Annotated in this window: 14 protein-coding genes; 7 read left to right on the top strand and 7 right to left on the bottom strand. The window is 49.4% G+C overall.

Features of this window, described 5'->3' with window-relative positions:
- Nucleotides 1-27 precede the first annotated feature (27 nt).
- The 3 genes from carB (at nt 28) to NC981_RS05935 (ending at nt 5,733) form a co-directional block, all read left to right on the top strand.
- Entirely contained in the window at nt 28-3,264 is a 3,237-nt protein-coding gene (carB, locus tag NC981_RS05945; RefSeq protein WP_348242000.1) for a carbamoyl-phosphate synthase large subunit, read from the top strand.
- A gap of 603 nt (nt 3,265-3,867) precedes the next feature.
- The gene (locus NC981_RS05940; RefSeq protein ID WP_348241999.1) at nt 3,868-4,824 is read left to right on the top strand and encodes an RNA polymerase sigma factor, RpoD/SigA family; all 957 of its coding nucleotides are present in this window, start codon (nt 3,868-3,870) and stop codon (nt 4,822-4,824) included.
- A gap of 66 nt (nt 4,825-4,890) precedes the next feature.
- Entirely contained in the window at nt 4,891-5,733 is an 843-nt protein-coding gene (locus tag NC981_RS05935; protein ID WP_348241998.1) for an alpha/beta hydrolase, read from the top strand.
- On the opposite strand, the gene NC981_RS05930 is transcribed toward NC981_RS05935, so the two are convergent.
- On the bottom strand, nt 5,734-7,182 hold the full coding sequence (locus tag NC981_RS05930; protein ID WP_348241997.1) for a proton extrusion protein PcxA: 1,449 nt from the start codon (nt 7,180-7,182) through the stop codon (nt 5,734-5,736).
- Nucleotides 7,183-7,359: 177 nt separating this feature from the next.
- On the opposite strand from NC981_RS05930, the gene NC981_RS05925 reads away from it, so the two are divergent.
- The gene (locus NC981_RS05925; protein WP_348241996.1) at nt 7,360-9,414 is read left to right on the top strand and encodes a recombinase family protein; all 2,055 of its coding nucleotides are present in this window, start codon (nt 7,360-7,362) and stop codon (nt 9,412-9,414) included.
- Here NC981_RS05925 and NC981_RS05920 read toward each other — a convergent pair.
- Nucleotides 9,411-10,514, bottom strand: coding sequence for a hypothetical protein (locus NC981_RS05920; RefSeq protein WP_348241995.1), 1,104 nt, complete (start codon nt 10,512-10,514; stop codon nt 9,411-9,413). The genes NC981_RS05925 and NC981_RS05920 overlap by 4 nt on opposite strands.
- Before the next feature lie 201 nt (nt 10,515-10,715).
- Here NC981_RS05920 and NC981_RS05915 point away from each other — a divergent pair, with 201 nt between their 5' ends.
- Both NC981_RS05915 and NC981_RS05910 read left to right on the top strand, forming a co-directional pair.
- Nucleotides 10,716-12,881: a pentapeptide repeat-containing protein gene (locus NC981_RS05915; protein WP_348241994.1), complete on the top strand. Its 2,166-nt coding sequence runs from the start codon at nt 10,716-10,718 to the stop codon at nt 12,879-12,881.
- Between the two features lie 294 nt (nt 12,882-13,175).
- The gene (locus NC981_RS05910; RefSeq protein WP_348241993.1) at nt 13,176-14,729 is read left to right on the top strand and encodes an LCP family protein; all 1,554 of its coding nucleotides are present in this window, start codon (nt 13,176-13,178) and stop codon (nt 14,727-14,729) included.
- Between the two features lie 38 nt (nt 14,730-14,767).
- Here the strand turns inward: NC981_RS05910 and NC981_RS05905 are convergent, their stop codons facing one another.
- The 4 genes from NC981_RS05905 to surE form a co-directional block, all read right to left on the bottom strand.
- A complete protein-coding gene (locus NC981_RS05905) occupies nt 14,768-16,528 on the bottom strand; it encodes a tetratricopeptide repeat protein (protein ID WP_348241992.1) in 1,761 nt (586 codons plus the stop codon).
- A 120-nt stretch (nt 16,529-16,648) separates the two neighbouring features.
- Nucleotides 16,649-17,023: a hypothetical protein gene (locus NC981_RS05900; protein ID WP_348241991.1), complete on the bottom strand. Its 375-nt coding sequence runs from the start codon at nt 17,021-17,023 to the stop codon at nt 16,649-16,651.
- 37 nt (nt 17,024-17,060) lie between these two features.
- A complete protein-coding gene (locus NC981_RS05895) occupies nt 17,061-17,426 on the bottom strand; it encodes a hypothetical protein (protein ID WP_348241990.1) in 366 nt (121 codons plus the stop codon).
- Between the two features lie 2 nt (nt 17,427-17,428).
- The gene (gene surE, locus NC981_RS05890) at nt 17,429-18,217 is read right to left on the bottom strand and encodes a 5'/3'-nucleotidase SurE (protein WP_348241989.1); all 789 of its coding nucleotides are present in this window, start codon (nt 18,215-18,217) and stop codon (nt 17,429-17,431) included.
- Between the two features lie 68 nt (nt 18,218-18,285).
- Here surE and pheS point away from each other — a divergent pair, with 68 nt between their 5' ends.
- Nucleotides 18,286-19,287 (top strand): phenylalanine--tRNA ligase subunit alpha, encoded by a 1,002-nt coding sequence (gene pheS / locus NC981_RS05885; protein WP_348241988.1) that lies wholly within the window; start codon nt 18,286-18,288, stop codon nt 19,285-19,287.
- Here the strand turns inward: pheS and NC981_RS05880 are convergent.
- On the bottom strand, nt 19,284-19,841 hold the full coding sequence (locus NC981_RS05880; protein ID WP_348241987.1) for a YIP1 family protein: 558 nt from the start codon (nt 19,839-19,841) through the stop codon (nt 19,284-19,286). The genes pheS and NC981_RS05880 overlap by 4 nt on opposite strands.
- Nucleotides 19,842-19,870: the final 29 nt, after the last annotated feature.

The raw sequence follows: 19,870 nt of genomic DNA, 5'->3' as shown, positions 1-19,870 counted from the left end.
ATTTAGAGAAGAAAGCGGAAAGACACTATGCCCCGTCGCCAAGACATCCATAAGATTTTATTAATCGGTTCTGGTCCGATTGTGATCGGGCAAGCCAGCGAGTTTGATTACTCCGGGACTCAAGCCTGTAAAGCGCTACGGGATGAAGGATTCGAGGTCGTTTTGGTTAACTCGAATCCGGCGACGATCATGACTGATCCCGAAACCGCCGATCGCACCTACATTGAGCCACTCACACCGGAACTGGTGGAGCAAATCATTATTAAAGAGCGTCCGGATGCGCTGCTGCCGACAATGGGCGGACAGACGGCGCTCAATTTGGCGGTGGCGTTGGCGAAAAATGGCGTTCTGGATAAATACAACGTCGAATTGATTGGCGCAAAATTGCCCGCGATCGAGATGGCAGAAGATCGCAAGCTATTCAAAGAAGCGATGGAGCGAATCGGGGTCGGAGTCTGCCCGTCAGGATTAGCAAACACGCTCGAAGACGCGAAAGCGATCGGTCAGCAAATTGGGTCTTATCCGTTGATTATTCGTCCGGCCTTTACGCTTGGTGGAACGGGCGGCGGCATTGCCTACAATCAGCAGGAGTTTGAAGAAATCGCGCAGTCCGGTTTGGATGCAAGTCCGGTATCGCAGATTTTGATTGAGAAATCGCTGCTCGGCTGGAAAGAGTATGAACTCGAAGTCATGCGGGACTTGGCGGATAACGTCGTGATTATTTGCTCGATCGAGAACCTCGATCCGATGGGCATTCATACCGGAGACTCGATCACGGTTGCTCCGGCTCAAACCCTCACGGATAAAGAATATCAACGGCTTCGGGATGCTTCGATCAAGATTATTCGTGAGATTGGAGTCGAAACGGGCGGATCGAATATTCAGTTTGCAGTGAATCCGGTCACCGGTGAAGTGGTCGTGATTGAAATGAACCCGCGTGTGTCTCGGAGTTCGGCGCTGGCTTCTAAAGCGACTGGATTCCCGATCGCGAAGATGGCGGCAAAACTCGCAGTCGGTTACACGCTCGATGAAATTCCCAACGACATCACGAAGAAAACACCTGCGAGTTTTGAACCGACGATCGATTATGTCGTCACCAAAATTCCCCGGTTTGCGTTTGAGAAATTCCCTGGATCGCAGCCGTATCTCACCACGCAGATGAAATCGGTTGGTGAAGCCATGGCGATCGGGCGGACGTTTCAAGAATCGTTTCAGAAAGCCTTGCGATCGCTCGAAACCGGACGGGCAGGCTGGGGTTGTGATAAGCAAGAAGTTCTCCCAAGCCTAGAGCAGATTCGTGCAGGTTTGAGAACGCCGAATCCCGATCGCATTTTCACCGTGCGCCACGCGATGCTGATGGGAATGTCCGTAGATGAGATTTTTGAGCTAACCAGTATTGATCCTTGGTTTCTCGATAAGATGCTCGATTTGCTTGAAACCGAAAAAGCGCTGAAACGATCGAGCCTTAAAGATCTAACGGTTGAGAAACTGCGTGAAATTAAGCGGAAGGGCTTTAGCGATCGTCAAATTGCTTTCGCCACCAAGACGACTGAAGATGAAGTTCGCGCTCACCGCAAAGCGATCGGCGTGATCCCGGTTTATAAAACAGTGGATACTTGTGCGGCTGAGTTTGAAGCCTTGACCCCCTACTATTATTCGACTTATGAAGAAGAGACCGAAGTTCTACCATCGAGCAGGCCGAAAGTAATGATTCTCGGTGGAGGCCCAAATCGCATCGGACAAGGGATTGAATTTGATTACTGTTGCTGTCATGCGTCGTTTGCGCTGCGTGAAGACGGCTACGAAACGATCATGGTAAACTCAAACCCCGAAACCGTTTCAACCGACTACGACACCAGCGATCGCCTCTATTTCGAGCCACTGACCAAAGAGGATGTTCTCAACATTATCGAAGCGGAACAGCCCGAAGGCGTGATCATTCAATTTGGGGGACAAACGCCCTTAAAGTTAGCGGTTCCGCTCGCTGCGTTTCTCAAGCAAGGCACCGTGCCGACGAAAATTTGGGGAACTTCGCCAGATTCGATCGACACTGCCGAAGATCGCGAACGGTTTGAAAAGATTCTGCGCGAGTTAAACATTCAGCAACCTGCAAACGGAATTGCACGAGACTATGCAGACGCGAAAAAGGTCGCACGGCAAATCGGGTATCCGGTGGTCGTGCGCCCCAGTTATGTCCTCGGTGGACGGGCAATGGAGATTGTTTACTCGGACGCAGAACTCGAACGATATATGGTTTATGCCGTTCAGGTTGAACCGGATCACCCAATTTTGATCGATCGCTTCCTCGAAAACGCGATCGAAGTCGATGTCGATGCGATCGCCGACCAAACCGGAAACGTTGTGATCGGCGGCATTATGGAACACATCGAACAAGCGGGCATTCATTCCGGCGACTCTGCTTGCTCGATTCCGACCGTCACGCTGAAGCCCGAAATCGTCGATCGCATCCGCACCTGGACAATTCAACTGGCAAAAGCGCTCAAGGTGGTAGGCTTGATGAACATCCAGTTTGCCGTGCAGGGCGATCAGGTTTACATTATCGAAGCGAATCCGCGGGCTTCTCGAACCGTTCCGTTTGTGTCAAAAGCGATCGGCTATCCGCTTGCGAAGATGGCAGCCCGGATTATGTCTGGTAAAACGCTTGCCGATCTCAATTTCACGCAAGAAGTGATCCCGAAGCATATTTCCGTCAAAGAAGCCGTTCTGCCGTTTGAGAAGTTCCCCGGAACCGATACGATTCTTGGACCTGAAATGCGATCGACCGGAGAAGTGATGGGGATCGATACTGATTTTGGCAAGTCTTATGCAAAAGCAGAACTTGCCGCGAGTCAACGTCTGCCGCGTCAGGGAACGGTTTTTGTCTCGATGAACGATCGAGAAAAAGCGGCGGTGGTTCCAGCTGTGAAAGAGTTAATGGAACTCGGTTTCAAAGTTGTCGCAACGGCTGGAACTCGTAAAACCCTGAAAGAACAGGGTCTCGACGTGGAGCTCGTCCTGAAGCTGCATGAAGGTAGACCGCACGTTCTCGACTCGATCAAAAATGAGCAGATTCAATTAATCATCAACACTCCCACTGGACAAGAGGCACACGAAGACGATCGCCTGATTCGTCGTACCGCTTTGACGTACAAAATTCCTATGATTACAACGATCGCGGGGGCCAAAGCGACAGCGGCAGCAATTCGATCGTTACAATCTGAGGCACTAACGGTTCGGGCTTTGCAAGATTACATCGCTCACTAATCTGCCGAAAGCGGAGCCTAGCTCCGCTCCGCTTTCACCCTCTGTCAGAGGGTAGATGACATTTACAGAACGAAACCTGTATGCCTATAGAACAATTACGGAAATTCAAGCACTAAATTTAACTACGATCGTGCCAGCACTTTTAGACTAAATCTTAAAGTTTTACAAAACGTTCTCATAATTGAGCCATTTCACTATCAATGACATCTCGTTTAAATGACCAGGCTTTGATTAAATTTATAATTCCGTTGCCTAAGAAACAAACGGAATCTGTAGTTTTGGTAATGTGTTGCATAGGCTATAGATCAAGAATTAGACTCGCACGATTAGAATGAACTTTGTTAAATCTTCTCTCATAATCTTTACAAAGCTTAACTCACTAAGGGATAATCCTTAATACAACTGCTTAGTGCCACGGTTGAAGCAATGTTAGAAGCAGCACATCCGTTTACGCTCATCAATTTACGCCCATTGACCGAGTTGTAGTCGCCTTACTTTTGCTTCTATAGGCAATTTCGCTCTAAGCCGCACAAGCTTCACAAATGTCTCACTGCTTCAGCATTCCCAATTTCTCTTTGTTCCCTCACACTCGTTGAAGTCGCTATGAAAACTGCTCAGACCCCCACTGATTCCGTTCGGGCTTACCTGCGTGAAATTGGTCGTGTGCCGCTTCTGACGCACGAGCAAGAAGTGCTGTATGGCAAACAGGTACAGCGACTCGCGATCGCCAACGCTGTCCGGGCAAAGCTGGTTGAGAAACTGGGTGCAGCGCCAGATGATCCAACCTGGGCGCAGGCGGCAGGACTCTCAGAAACAGAACTTCGGCAGGTGTTAGCGGAAGGTGAGCTTGCCAAGCGGCGAATGGTCGAGGCGAATTTACGTCTAGTCGTTTCGGTGGCAAAGAAGTACACCAAGCGCAATGTTGAATTAATGGACTTAATTCAAGAAGGCACGATCGGAATGCAGCGCGGAGTCGAGAAGTTTGATCCCACGAAGGGATACCGTTTTTCGACCTACGCTTACTGGTGGATTCGTCAGGCGATCACAAGAGCGATCGCAGAGAAAGGTCGCACGATTCGCCTACCGATTCACATCACCGAGAAGTTGAATAAGATTAAGAAAGCGCAGCGGAGTTTGTCCCAGCAGTTAGGACGCGCCGCTACATTGTCAGAATTAGCGAACGAATTAGACATTCCCATCTCGCAGGTGCGGGATTATCTCGAACGGGCGAGAGTTCCCTTATCGTTAGATTTGCGGGTCGGAGATAACCAGGATACTGAGCTAGGCGAACTGCTCGAAGACACGGGAATGTCGCCCGAAGAATTCACCACCCAGACTTCACTCAAGCTCGATCTTGATGCGCTGATGGCAGATTTAACCCAGCAGCAAAGGGAAGTTTTAATTCTGCGGTTTGGGCTAGATGACGGCAAAGCGCTGACACTGGCAAAGATTGGCGATCGGCTCAATATCAGCCGCGAACGAGTGCGCCAGATCGAACGTGAAGCGCTGACGAAATTGCGGAAGCGCAAAGGTGATATGGGTGAATATCTCGCAAGCTGATTGATTCCCATCAATTTCTGCGTAGCTGAGGTGATCGGAGTCACCTATTTAACTCTCAAGATAGTCATGCAAATTCTCAAGGCTTGTTACAGTCGGAGAATTGTTCTGGCTCTGGAGAAAGGGTGGGTGAATACTCGATTAGTCAGTCGCAGCATAAATCTCAGTGAGTGTCAGCTTCACTATGAGCAAGGCGGGCAAGAATTACGATCGCTGCCTATCCTGTTTCTGCACGGTTGGGGAATCTCGGCTGAGCCTTATCAGGAAGTTTTAGAACGGCTGTCAGATCAGCATCCGGTGTTTGCACCAGATTTACCGAGCTTTGCGCGATCGTCCTACGACAAGATGATCCCGGACTACAAGACTTATGCAACGTTTCTGGTGGAGTTTTTAGATGCGTTGAATTTGGAGCAAGTACATATCATGGGGCATTCGTTTGGCGGAGGAGTGGCACTGACGATCGCAGCCCTGTTCCCGGAGCGAGTGAAGAGTCTTGCCCTGCTTGGTAGTACCGGAATTCCAACCGTTTCGGTTGCCGAAATTATTCCAAGACGCGCAGCAGAAATGACGGCACAATTGTTTTTACCTAAGTTGGAATTAAAGTTAACTACAATTCCAAAGGTCTTTACGCATAATTTGCTATTCAACACAGCGAACGTCCTGCAAGCGTTGCTGCTTTCGTTGTACGGGGATTTGAGGCATTTATTACCCACGATTCAAGCCCCCGCATTATTGCTCTGGTCAGAAGAGGATTTAACAGAGCCGTTAGCGATCGCGCGTGAAATGGCAGCCACTTTACCGGATGCCAAACTGGTGACTGTGCCAGAAGGCTTTCACGAATGGGGGCTTTGGTATCCAGAGAAATTTACTTCAATGGTGCTTGAATTTACCAGGCAAATTGAAATGGCATAACTACTCGTTCATTTCACGATACGTTGCCACAGCAGACGGTGAAACCCGATTGAGGTAACGGAAAATCCAATACTTAAAAATCGTGTCTAAAATCACCGGGAAGGTTGCAATAAACAAGAAGATAAAATCACGACTTGTGGGTAAACCGAAGTGTCTTGAGACCCCCTCGAGAATGATTTCCCAACCGTGAGGCGAGTGAAATCCAACGAAGACATCAGTAAACAGAATGATGATAAATGCCTTAGCACTATCGCTAAGACCATAAACCGTTTCATCCATAAAAGACTTGAGAATTTCGATTTCGCGTTTGCCGTTCAGCAGCACGAACGTAAACGCGATCGTGCCCAAGATATCAGCAATCCAGTTGCGGATCACGTTTGCACTTTCACCTGAAAATTGTTCTGCAATTTCGGTCGCTTTCTCACGAACTTGGACTTCGACTTGTTGCGATCTCACTTTCGCTCTGGCTTCGACTTCTTCAGAACTGAGAATATTCCGTTCTAAGGTTTCTTTGATAATATTTTCAAACTTCAAGCGCTCCTCAAATCCCTGCATCTCTCTCAGCGCTTCTTCTGCCATTTCGCCATTGATAAAGATTCGGTCTGGATTTTCGATCGTGAACTGTTGCGAAATCCAAGCACCAACAGGTAATCGATCGCTCAGCGCAAAATTACGAGTCACTTGCTGCACCAATAACGGTACAAGAATTAAGACCAAAACAAATCGGACTGCTAATAGCGTTTTGACCTTAGAAATGCGATAGTTTTGAACGACTTCGTCTTCAGATTTAGGATCAAGATCACGTCTTAATCGTCTCAGTGTTGCCAGGATCGATCGGGGAAGCAGCCCTGTTTTATCAGAAATGCTTTCAAAATCTTCGGAAGTTTGCACATCGTTTGTTGGGACTTTTTGAGCTTCAGGTACGGTTAGATCCTGATCGGAATTCTTTTTAGCAAGACCGCCATTGCGCTCGACCGAAAGCATTGCCGTTGAAACGGCTTCAAGTGTTAATTGTTCATCTGCATATCGAGCTAGAATTTCGTCGATAAATCGAAGTTTTTCTAGCGTAATTGAAGACTTATCGCGCAGGGTGGGCACAAACCGGGATGAGCCAACTTCCGTCGTTTCGATCGTGCGAACTTCCTGCGTTGTTTTATTCGGATTCGTAATTGCCAATGCAGCACGACTCCGACGAAATTCGGTTAATCGCATCCGCATCATGCGGAGATATTTCTGTAAATCGGCTGAGAAATACTCAAACGCACTACCGCGCAGTTGAGTCGAATGAGGCGCGATCTTCTTACCGCCAAAATGCTCATTTTCGATCGCTTTGATTTTGAGAGCAGCATCATATGCCTGATCGAGAGCGCGATCGGGCGTTTCGAGGTACCATCGCTCAGCCCGACGCACATAGGCTCTGAACTGCGAAAGTAGCGAATTATTGTTCATGGCTTGTGTAGCAGAAATCGTCGATCGAAGAATGTGGCATGACAGCGTAACGAATCGGTCAGGTTGTTGGCGATCGCTCTATTCTAAAACTGCTTTTGGCTAAAGGTTTAGGATAGAAAGAGCATCTTAAGCAAGTGCTAAGTATCCTAACAAATCCGATTGAGAGGGTTCGGGCAAATGCAAACATTTCCGTCAGTCTGGATTACAGGCGCAACTCGCACTGGTAAAACTGCCCGATTGGTAGCGCAGGCGTGCGAGTGGATGCGGGTGCGAAAATCTGGAATTTTGGTGTTGGCGGCGATCGGGGATAATCGATTGGAGTTGAGCGATCGTCTGACTGATGCGACTCAGGGCAAGTTTCCGTTTCGAGCGACAACTCCGCTCGGATTCTTTGAAGATGAAGTGACGCTGTTTTGGTCGCTGTTGGTGCAGCAGTTGGATCTGAAGGCTCAGTTTCCGGTGCGGTTGCGTCCTGAGAATGAGCAGGAGTTAGCGACAAAATTATGGCGGGTTGAGTTGGATCAAGCGATCGCACGATCGGGAATTGCAGAAGCGCGTTTAGTGCGGCGGGTGCTGGATTTGATGCAGCTTGGTGCGTTAGGTGGGGTTGCGATCGAGGACATTCCCGCGATGCTCGATCAAGGTTTACCGAAATTTGAGGAAGGATTTTCCGAATTGCCGCTCTCATCAGAAACGATCGGCGACATGATGCAGCGCTGGCGATCGTGGTGTTTGCGACGGGGATTGCTCACTTATAGTTTGATTACCGATTTATACGGGCGTTATTTGCTGCATAACCCGACGTATCAAGAGCATTTACTTGAACGGTATCAAGCAGTAATTGCAGATGATGTCGATGAGTATCCCGCGATCGTGCGATCGTTGTTTGAGTTTTTGATCGATCGACGCATCCCTTGTGCGTTTAGTTTTAATCCAGATGGAGCGGTACGCTTGGGGCTGGGAGCCGATCCGGTGTATTTAGCCGAACTGAGCGATCGATGTTCGGTGGTGGAATTGAGCGATCGGGTTTCACCCTGTCTGATGGACGAACTCGGCGAAGCCATTTTAGATCTTGTGACTGATCCCGTTTTCTTTGCCAGTTTGCCGGATACGATTCAAACGATTCAAACCACAACGCAGGCGCAACTCATTCGCCAAACCGCAGAAATCATTATCAAAGCCGTGCAATCGGGAACGGCTGAGCCGCGTGACATTGCACTGATTGGGCCTGGGATCGATCCAATTTCTCGGTATGCACTGCGGGAAATCCTGATGCGCCAAAATATTCCAGTTGAGTTTCTCAACGATCAGCGACCGTTAGCGAGTAGCCCGATCGTGCGCGCTCTGTTAACGTTATTGACACTGATTTATCCGGGACTCGGACGAGCGACCAATCGGGACACGATCGCAGAAATGCTGGTAATTCTCAGTCAGAAATCCGAATCGCCTACGACTTATGCGATCGATCCAGTTCGGGCGGGGTTGCTTGCCGATCATTGTTTTGAGCCGCATCCGGAGCAGCCGCGCTTACTCCCTGCGAATACGTTTCCACGCTGGGATCGTTTGGGGTATCAAGCTTCAGAAGCCTATGAAGGCTTAGTGCGCTGGATCGAATTGCAGCGATCGCAGTTAGAAACCCGAATGATTGCCAGTCCGGTTGTGATGCTCGATCGAGCGATTCAGCGATTCTTTCTCGGTGGCAGTCATTTACCGTTTGATCAACTTGCAGGACTGCGGGAACTGATGGAAACGGCGCAGCATTATTGGGAAGTAGACGATCGCCTCCGACGCAGCGATCTAAGCGATGCACCGCAATCGCTCACCGTGCGAAACTTTATCCAACTCCTAAGAAGTGGTACGGTGACGGCGAATCCTTATCCGGTGCGGTTAGTGCAACCCAATTCCGTGACGTTAGCCACGGTATTTCAGTATCGTTCCATGCGACGATCGCATCGCTGGCAATTTTGGTTAGATGCGGGATCATCGCGCTGGTTGAGCGGGGTGGATTCGCTGTTTGCGGCTCCGTTATTTTTGCAGGATTGGTCGGGGCAGGTGTGGGAGGTGGAAGACACGCAACGGATGAACGAGCAGCGATTACGCCGCATTTTGCTCGATTTGTTAGGACGGACAGAAGCGCGATTGTTCTTGTGCTACAGCGATCTTTCGACAAGCGGACAGGAACAGACAGGAATTCTGACCTCGCTTGTGAATGCCGCAATTCCGTTGAGTTAGATGAAGATTTTCTGCTTCGGTTTGAGCGGTTGTTTGCCCCCTAAATCCCCCAGAATGGGGGACTTTGAGAGTAGACAATAACGTTCAAACCAAAGACCGGAGACGATCGCGCCCATTCCACACAATCCAAAAATTAACGGCTTCACGGGTAGGTCGTACTCTAGTGCGCGGCTTGAAATCTGCAAAATTAGAAACGTTACCCCACACCAAAACGTCGATCGCTCTCCGGCTCGTAAACTGCTTCGTATTGTCGTAATCGATAATACAACCAGCATCAGATTAAACACGATCGCCGCAAAGATTGGAATCGGTTGCACTCGGAGATGCCAAACCTGAACGATTCCATACAGTGCAATCATCGAGGCGATCATAATCGTCTGCCAATTGCACTTCCGCATTGAAATAAACAAGTACAGCCATTGCCCGATCGTGATCGCCGCCAAGAACACCACACTGGGAAGCGATCGCCACCCTGAAAGAATGCTGTACCAGGCATGATTCGCCCAAGTCCACTGAAACGACTGGCAAAAAAATAGCCCGCTCAAATACAGCACTGCCAATCGACGTGCGATCGGTTGAAACTGCTTTTCTTGCCGTCCCAGCGTCCAGATTGCATCGTCATACGACCACAACAATGCAGCAGGAAGACCCAGCACCAAAGGCGGTAACACGCTTCCTTTAGTCACAATCTCAGCCAAGCTGCTGATTAACGCCGAACAAACCGCGATCGCGCTCAACCCAAACAGCACTCCAGATCGACACCAATATGCCAACGGCAAAAACAAAATTGCAGCGACGATCGGCATTTGCAGCGCGATTGAGTGAGATTCAGCATTGAGGTAAATGTTATTCCAGTCTCCCCAATACCCCAGCCCGATGAGTAAAATCGCTCCAATTCCCCAGATAGTAGAGCGGAATCCGTAGGCAATCGCTAGCGCCCCAATTCCCCAGACCAATAAGCTAGAACTCACAGAGGTGCTGTGACTGAACAGTGGGATGATTTGCAGAATGACCCTGCTAAAGAGGAGTCCCGCGATCGATACCGCGATCAATAAGAGTAAGGCGCTGAGAGGATACTGACGAAACTTCTCACGGAGCATAAAAGCGAGTGCGAACAGATGGAAAACACTGAAATATTTTAATTCGCACCCCAGATTTTAATATCTACCTTCAGTATTTATATCGAAAAACGTCACCTTGATTTGATCTACGCGACCACGCATTCCTACGATCTCGCTGAAAAAAGTTGTGCCTGCCTCACCAATGTTCGGTATAAACAAACAGAGAGTTTTGGGTAAACTGTGCGCCCGTTTTTTGCAGTTTTATTAACGATTTTGGTGTGGTTTTACGCGCTTCCTGCTGAAGCCGCAGAACTAGAACGAGTGCCACTGACTTTAGAATTGTTGCAGGAGCGATTGCGCTCCCCGATGCCCAGTGAAGGAACGCGAATGGTCGATCTCAGACGGATGACGATCGATCTGCGTCCTGAAAATGCGGCGTTTCGAGATCAGTTTTACGGTTTGGTGCAGGTGCAACTTCAGCGTCCGGGTGTGCCAGTCGGGTTAGATCTGAGCAATTCGCAGATCGAAGGCGACTTTACCACGAGCAAGTTAGGGTTACGTGCGCCGATCTACGACGGAGAAGCCTTATCAAAATTATTTACACCCACGGAACAAGAGCAGCTAAGGCGCGATCGCAGACGTTTATACAGATTAAGCACCCTCTCGCAATCACTTTTGGTCGCGCCAAAAGAAACCGGAATTACAACTTCTCTGCAACTCACTGTATTTCGTGCCCCGATCAAATTAGTACAAACTAGAATCACAGGATTTGCAGACCTAACAAATACATTTTTCCTGAATCGGGTCGAAGCTCAGGGGGCACTGTTTCCAGCAGGCGCAGACTTTTCTCAGTCACGATTTAGCTTGCCGATGAATTTTGCGGGTGCGAACTTTGGTCGAGAAGTTCAGTTTCGCAACATAATCTTCTTTGCGAAAGCTGAATTCAATCAAGTCCAATTTCGCGGCGAGGCGAATTTTCAGGGCGCAGAATTCCAAGCCACAGCAAACTTCAATCAAGCCGTTTTCTATCAACCGACTAACTTTACGCGGGTGCAATGGCAAGGCAATGCAGATTTTGCTCAGACCCGATGGCGGGAGCAAGCCACCTTTAGTAAAGCAAAATTTAGCCGATCGCTCTTTCTCACCGATGCCACCTTCGAGAAAGCCGCCGTCTTTCGCGAAGCACAGTTCAATTCACTGGCAAATCTGCGCGGAGCCACCATTCTCGATCGTGCCGATTTTAGCTATTGCAGTTTTGCAAAAAGCGCCTATCTGAATGTGGCAGGATTACGATTCGATTCGGATAAAGCCAAAATCCTAGGCGATCCGGGGCAAATTGGGCGGGTGATTTCAGTACCAACACTCCAAGGCAACGAGAATTTATTGCGCGAACTGGTGCGAAACTTTCGCCGATTGGAGCAAATTTCTGATGCCAATCAGATCGATTACACCACTCAGTTATTACGATCGCGCCAACTTAACCGCCAGTTTTTCGGAACCGATCTCAACTCTGCAAGCGTCACCCAATTAAAGCAAATTGGATTTAGTGAAACCCAGGCTAATGCCATTATTCGACACCGAATAGAACAACCCTTCCGCAATCTCACCGAACTGCTCACGCTCGATCAAATCGGCATCGCGACTTATATTAACGTCCGCGATCGCGTGATTGCGGCTGATCCATTACCGCCTGCATTTAATCTCTGGTGGCGCTTTTCGATCGGGTTTCGCTGGATTTGTTTAAGTCTGCTTTTATTACTCAGTCGAGACGGAACGAGCTTTTGGCTGAGTTTTGGCATTGGCATCGTCACGGTCGCCTATTTTAGTGTGTTGTTTTGGCTGGTCGATCGAGCGCGGCGGCGTTATCCTAAACCGATTTTGCCGACGGCTTCTGAGACGATTTCGACCCTTAGTTTCGCGATCGTGCTGTTTTTACTCGGCTTAACCGCCGTGATTCAAACCGCAGATCGCCCCTTCATCACGCTGCTGTGCTGGGCGATCGTCGTGATCCCTGTGCCCTTAAGCTTGACCGTCTGGTTATACCTGCGAGGGCGATACCACGGGTTAATGGAGGTGAGCTACTTCCTGGAAGAAGGCACGTTGCGACAGTTGAGAATCCTAGTTGGAAGACTGCCAACCATTCCGAGATATCCCCTATTTCGAGAGCGCTACTTGCCAATCTTGTGGAACAAGCAATGGAGTTGGTTAAACTATTTTGATTTCAGCCTCAATAATTTTTTGCGCTTTGGCTTCAATGATATTCGGCTCAGGGACGAGCATCTACCGGGACTTGTTTCAATCCTCGTATGGTATCAGTGGACATTGGGTACGCTATATATCGCATTACTCTTGTGGACGCTTTCCCGGACGATCCCAGGACTCAATCTCTTGATCTACTTTAAGTAATGAGGTTCAGCCCAGAGGTATATTTCAAAAAAGTGATTTATTTCAATCTTTGCTTCTAAAATCAATTCAGTCGTTGATCGGATTGCCCTAAATCAATCCTGCGATCGATGCAACCACTGCTGATTTTGTCCGGTTAACTCAGACAAATTAGAAGAAACTGATTCATTTCTGCTTTTAGTCTTCTCCTAAAAGGAGGAATGACGTTAAAAAATCGCGCATTCGGCGCTAGTTGAATACAATTAAAGTCCGAAATTGCAAGTGTGATCTGTTCAGTCCGACTTTAAAGATGGTGTGATGAGGGAACCCGTGAAAAGCGACAATCAACGTTCTGTGAAGCAGAAAGTACAGCCTGTTAAGCCCACGCAAAAATCGACCTTGAAAAAGGTCGCGACGCAAAAAGTGGGACAGCCGCAAAAAACTAAACCGTTATCCCCATCGGGACAGCTCCGCAAAAAGAAGCCTGTCCAGCGATCGAAAGGAATGCGGCTGTTATTTATGGCGCTTTCTCTTAGCGGAATTGCGATGATCTCAGCCACCGCAGGAGCGCTGCTAGCAGTCTCTCTTGCCAGTACCCCCTTGATGCAGCGACAACTTTCCGCCTCTGAAGCCTCGATTTTCAAGAAGGGCGATCGCTTTTCGACCCGGATGAGTCTGCAACTGCCTGCCTTAACTCGTCCAGTCAATATCCTCGTCCTCGGCACAAAAGTTCTCACCACCGATGTCAGTAACGCTCCCGAAGACCTGAAGAAGCTGCCTTATCAAGCCTTGGTGAACTCTTTCGAGGGCTTAACGGATACGATGCTGCTGCTCCGATTTGATCCGGAGAATAAGAAGGTCGTGGTGATGTCGATTCCGCGTGATACGCGCACCTACATTGCAAATCACGGCATGACCAAGATCAACGAAGCGAACGCTTATGGCGGCCCTGCGCTGAGCGCCAAATCGGTGAGTGAACTGCTCGGGGGAGTGGGGATCGATCGCTATATGACGATCAATGTCCAAGGCGTTCAGGCTTTAGTCGATGCCCTTGGGGGTGTCACCGTTCACGTCCCCAAAGATATGAAATACCAGGACGATAGCCAACGGTTGTACATCAACCTCAAAGCGGGACGACAACAGCTAGACGGCAGCAAAGTGCTGCAACTCCTGCGCTATCGTCAAGACGAGAACGGCGATATCGGACGGATTCAGCGCCAACAAATGGTGATGCGGGCATTGATGGAACAATCGCTGAATCCCGGCACAGTTGCCCGTTTTCCGAGTGTGTTGGGCGTGGTGCAATCATATATTGATACGAATCTGACCGTTGAAGAATTAGTTGCCTTAGTTGGATTTGCTTCACAGGTGAATCGATCGAACACCAAAATGCTGATGGTTCCCGGCGAATTTAGCTCCCCCGGCGAGTACAAAGCAAGCTATTGGTTGCCCGATCCGAAGCGAATTAACGGGATGATGGCGCAGTATTTTAATTATGGAACCTCAAGTCTAGAAGCTCCAGATCCTGCCGCGTTGAGAGTTGCAATTCAAGATAGTACGAAGCAAGCCAAGAGCATCCAGACGGCCATGACCGCCTTGGATAATGCGGGTTATCGCAATGTCTACGAAGGGCAAGACTGGAACGAGCCGTTGAGCGTGACGCGGATTGTGGCGGAATGGGGAGATGTCAGTAGCGCTGAGGCGATTCGGGAAGCGTTGGGGTTTGGAGAAGTCCGGATCGAGAATACAGGAGATTTGCGATCGGATGTGACGGTTCAGCTTGGTCGAGATGCGTTGCAGCCGAAGCGATCGGTTAAGCGTCCGACTGCTGAACAGCCTTCAGACAAGTCAACCAGTAAGCTATCGAATTAATATTGAGGGCTGGGTGCTGCGATCGATAAAAACAAACTTTAACGATCGCGAAACCATCTCAGAATTTTTTGGATGAGCGATCGGATTTGCCGCAGGATTCGCCTGATTATCGATGCTTTCCGTTGAGGCGGTGGAGCACCTTGCATTGCCCGACGAACATCTGCTAACCATTGACGAGTATCAGCTGTATCGGGATGGTCAGATCCTAATATTTTCTCCCGCATTGCTAACGCATGGGCTAATAAGGGTTCTGCTTCTGTCACTCGACCCTGCTCATAGTAAAACGCTCCCAGAGTGTTGAGACTCCTTGCCACAGCGGGATGGTCGCCCGCAAACAATCGCTGTCTCATTTCGAGTGATCGCAGGTAGAGCGGTTCGGCTTCACTTAATCGTCCTTGCGAATCGTAGAGCCATGCCAAGTTGTTGAGACTCCTTGCCACAGCGGGATGGTCGCCCGCAAACAGTCGCTGTGTCATTTCGAGTGATCGCAGGTAGAGCGATTCGGCTTCACTCAATCGTCCTTGCGAATCGTAGAGCAATGCCAGATTGTTGAGACTGAGTGCCACATCGGGATGGTCGCCCGCAAAGCGGGACTCTGTGACATTCAGACATTCTGCATACCATGCTTCCGCTTGGCGATAAAGTCCCTGCCCTTGATAGAATCTCGCGAGTGAGACAAACGACCACAGCAAATCGTCTCCTTGCAGTCCTTCTGTGTGCTGTTCTGCAACTTCTTGAAGATGGGGTCGTACCCCTTCAAACCGTTCAATATCTTTCGTCGTTGGATTATGTGGCATTCGACTTGCGATCACAATCATCTCCTCTACAAACGCCGATCGAAAAGCTGCTTCTCCTATCTCTCGAACAACAACGGCTTCCTCCTCGCGCAAATACTGTCGAATCAACGGATGCAACCGACACCACCCCGGAACCTCTTGCTCAAACTGCACCAGTGAGGCATTCTCTAATCGCGCCTTCAATCCTCCCAATTCATACGTTTCTCCCTCCACACGCCGCATCACTCGTTCCGCTAAATCCCACTCAATCCAATCCAACGCGAAATAACTCAACAACCGCGCCACCCGTTGCGCTTCCGGCTCCAGCGTCTCCCACGTCAAATCAAACGCCGCCTTTACCCCTCGCTCTGCTAGCAGATCATCCTCATCCGATCGCACCAGCACCGGATCTTGCATTCCTTTTTCCTGCAAACTCCCGATCACCTGAGCGATCGTCCGATATCGATCGTGCTGCAAATAGCTCCCGACCAACTCAATCCCCAACGGCAAATAGCCCAACGCCGCACAAAGCCGATCCGCCGTCTCCGGATCTCGCTCCACTCGCTCATGTTCTTCCAAACTTGCCAACAGCGATCGCGCTTCCTCTGGTTCCAACACATCCAGCGCGATCGTGACTTGCTTTGGTAAAAGATCCTGTCGCCTCGTCGTCACCAAAACTCGAAATCGATCGTCGGTTGGGAGGAGCGATCGCACTTTCGCCCACTCCGCCACATCATCCAGCACAATCAACACCCGTCCATTCGGCAACCAATGTCGCCAACACCAAACCGCAATCTTTTTCGGCTCGCTTAATTCCTTAACTTTCTCGGTCAATTGCTCCGGAGTCAGGGAAGTTTGCACCCTATCGAGAATTTGAGCAATCAAATCTCCCGTCTGCCCATTCAACCAACACACGCCCCCCGGAAATTTCGCCTTATTTTCACTCGCATACTTTGCGGCAAGCTGCGTTTTCCCCACGCCTCCCATTCCCGCCACCGCCGAAACGACAGCACGATCGGACACGGCAAAAATTTCATCCAACCGCGCCAATTCGAACGTCCGCCCGACGAAATGGGGAGACGATCGATAAGGAATGTCATAGAGTGGCGTTACCTTGTCGGAGCCGGAAGCCGACGAATGCAGTCAAAGCGTAATACTTTGGTTCTCGATCGTCACCGGAGCGTTATAGACGTTCGCTGCTTTCTGCACAAACGAATTCACGATCTGTTGTCCTTGCGGTTGAACCTGCATCGCCTCCATCACCGCTCGAATCGCCGCTGCAACTTCCGTATCCTGTTGCGCCAACGTTTCCACTTCTACGATCGCTTCTTTATATTCTGGCGTTTCTTCTCCCGCCTGAAGTGCTTTTGCTGCTCCAGGTCGTTTTTCCCACAGCAACCTTACTAATTTTCCACCCGTCTCTAACGCTCCTTTCCCCAACGTTTTCCCCACTTCTTTAAATGTTTCGCTAAAAACTAAAGTTGCGATCGCCGCAGCAGTAAAGGTCATCGGTTCCATTTGCATGACTCCTAGTAGAAGCTATATCTTTTCTACTTCAAAACTGATAGTTGCTCCGCAAAACTTCAACGTTTTTATAAAAAGCCTGAACATTAAAGCTAAAAACGGAAACGATCGTCTTCAAAATCGAAATGATTGTGTCAAAAACAAGAACCATCATTTTCAAAACCGGAATAATTGTCTTCAAAACCGAAACGATCGTCTTCAAAATCGAAACGCTCGTCTTCAAAACCGAAATGATCGTCTTCAAAATCGAAACGCTCGTCTTCAAAACCGAAATGATCGTCTTCAAAATCGAAATGATTGTGTCAAAAACAAGAACGATCGTCTTCAAAATCGAAACGATCGCCTTCAAAACTGGAATGATTGTGTTGAAAACAAGAACGATCGCCTTCTTGATCACGATCAAGAACTCAATTTTCGATCTTTCATCAGCTTTAAGCCCAGTGGAGAGGTGAGATTGTAATGCAGTGGCGTGACGGTGATATATCCATCGCGATTTGCCTCCACATCTGTTGGAATTCCTTCATTGGGAATGTCTGGATCTTCGACATCTTCGAGCAGTTCACCCGAAAGCCAGTAGTAAATCTTGCCTCGCGGATCAACCCGCTTCTCAAACACATCCGTATAGCGCCGCACTCCTTGACGAGTCAGAATCGCACCCCGAATTTGATCGCGCTCGATCGCCGGAACATTCACATTCAGCAGCATCAATTCAGACAACGGATCTTTCTTCAATTGCTGCACCAGCGTACAAGCAAAATCTGCCGCAGGCTGAAACTCCTGTGATTGAAAACTGGTGAGACTAAACGCAATACTCGGAATCCCTTCGATCACGCCTTCCATTGCCGCCGAAACCGTTCCCGAATACAGCACATCCGTTCCCAAATTCGACCCGTGGTTAATCCCGGAAAGCACAAAATCAGGTTTCTCATCCAGCAATGCCCAGAGCGCCAGCTTCACACAATCCGAAGGAGTCCCCGAACACGCCCACGCTTTCACCCCCTGACGAAACACCTGATCCATCTGCACCGCTCGAATCGGATCATGCAGCGTTAACCCATGCCCGGTTGCCGATCGTTCGCGATCGGGGCACACCACCGTCACTTCATGTCCCGCCTCTGCCAGAGTATTCGCCAGCGTCCGAATGCCGAGCGCGTAAACACCATCATCGTTGCTGATCAGGAGTCTCATGCTTTCCACTACAATAAACAAGTTCGCAGTTCATTTTGACGCGAATTAGGACTTATAAACTACTGATTATGGCGGCTCAACCGAACGAACTTGAATCACAATTAGATGCCATTCGGCAAGAAGCGAAAAGCGCGATCGCCGAAACCCCATCGCTCGATCAGCTTGAACAATTGCGGGTCAAGTATCTCGGCAAAAAAGGGCCAATTCCGCAAGTTCTCGGCGGCATGGGCAAACTCGATCCGGCGGAACGTCCCAGAATCGGGGCACGCGCCAACGAGGTGAAAGAAGCAATCCAAATCGAGATCGATCAGAAAAAAGCTGCTTTGCAAACGGCAGCGATCGCGGCGCAACTCGAAGCGGAAACGATCGATGTCACCATGCCGGGAGTGGGGCGATCGCAGGGACGGATGCACCCGTTGAACAGCACGATCGATCAAGTCCTCGATATCTTTGTAGGACTGGGCTACACCGTCGCAGAAGGCCCCGAAGTCGAGACAGATTACTATAATTTCGAGGCGCTGAACTTCTTGCCGGATCACCCTGCGCGAGATATGCAAGACACACTTTTTCTGCCGGACGGCAATTTGCTGAGAACGCATACGTCTCCGGTGCAAATTCGCTACATGGAAGCCAATGATCCGCCCATTCGCGTGGCAGTTCCCGGTCGAACCTATCGCCGCGATACAGTCGATGCAACTCATTCGGCAGTGTTCCACCAAATCGAGATTCTAGCCGTCGATGAAGGTCTAACCTTTACTGACCTCAAAGGAACGATCAAAGTCTTCTTACAGGAGTTGTTTGGCGAGGTCGAAATCCGGTTCCGTCCAAGTTTCTTTCCGTTCACCGAACCCTCCGCAGAAGTGGATGTGAAATGGAAAGGACGCTGGCTCGAAATCCTCGGCTGTGGCATGGTCGATCCGAATGTGCTGAAAGCTGTGGGCTACGATCCAGAAGTTTATACGGGATTTGCGGCTGGATTTGGAGTGGAGCGGCTGGCAATGGTGCTGCATCAAATCGATGATATTCGCCGTTTGTACAGCAGTGATTTGAGATTCCTCAAGCAGTTCTAATCAATGAGCTGTTGTGCCGCTTGAATCACCCCGATCGCAATCTGAATGATCGGGAAACAAAGCAAGCAAATCAAGGCAGCCCGACGAGTGCTAACATCTAACGCTTGACGGACTGCCACAATCACAGCCATCAATGTCCAGACCGCGAGTATTATCTCGATCGCGCTTCCTAACAATGGAATCAGCGTCAAAAAGTTGAGAATTTGCGGCGAATAGGCAAACCCGATCGGGCTAAGTAGGGCGCGATAACTCGGTGCGTCGGACTTTAGCCACCGTCCAATTTTCCAAATCGTAAACGTCCAAATATAGTAACTGGCAATCACACTCAAAACATTCAGCAGTAAAACCAGGATAAAAGTGAAGGGTGTAGTTCGCGTCAGCAGCAGGATGGCCGCACTGCCGAGAGCGCGAGACAAAGCCGCGAGAAGAACGATCGTAAAAGCGAGTCGATGCGTTTTGGGCGTATTTTGAGCCGTTTCATAAAGCTGAGCATTCAAGGTCAGCGCAGCACGAATGGTCTGCCAAATTCCTGCCTGAGTAGCACGTTCATTCATAATCTATCCTGCGAAACTTCATTTGCTGA

This window comes from Leptolyngbya sp. DQ-M1 (assembly GCF_039962505.1).
Classification (GTDB): domain Bacteria; phylum Cyanobacteriota; class Cyanobacteriia; order Leptolyngbyales; family Leptolyngbyaceae; genus Leptolyngbya.
The sequence above is the reverse complement of the archived record's forward strand: the minus strand, read 5'-3'. Positions and strand labels throughout refer to the sequence as shown.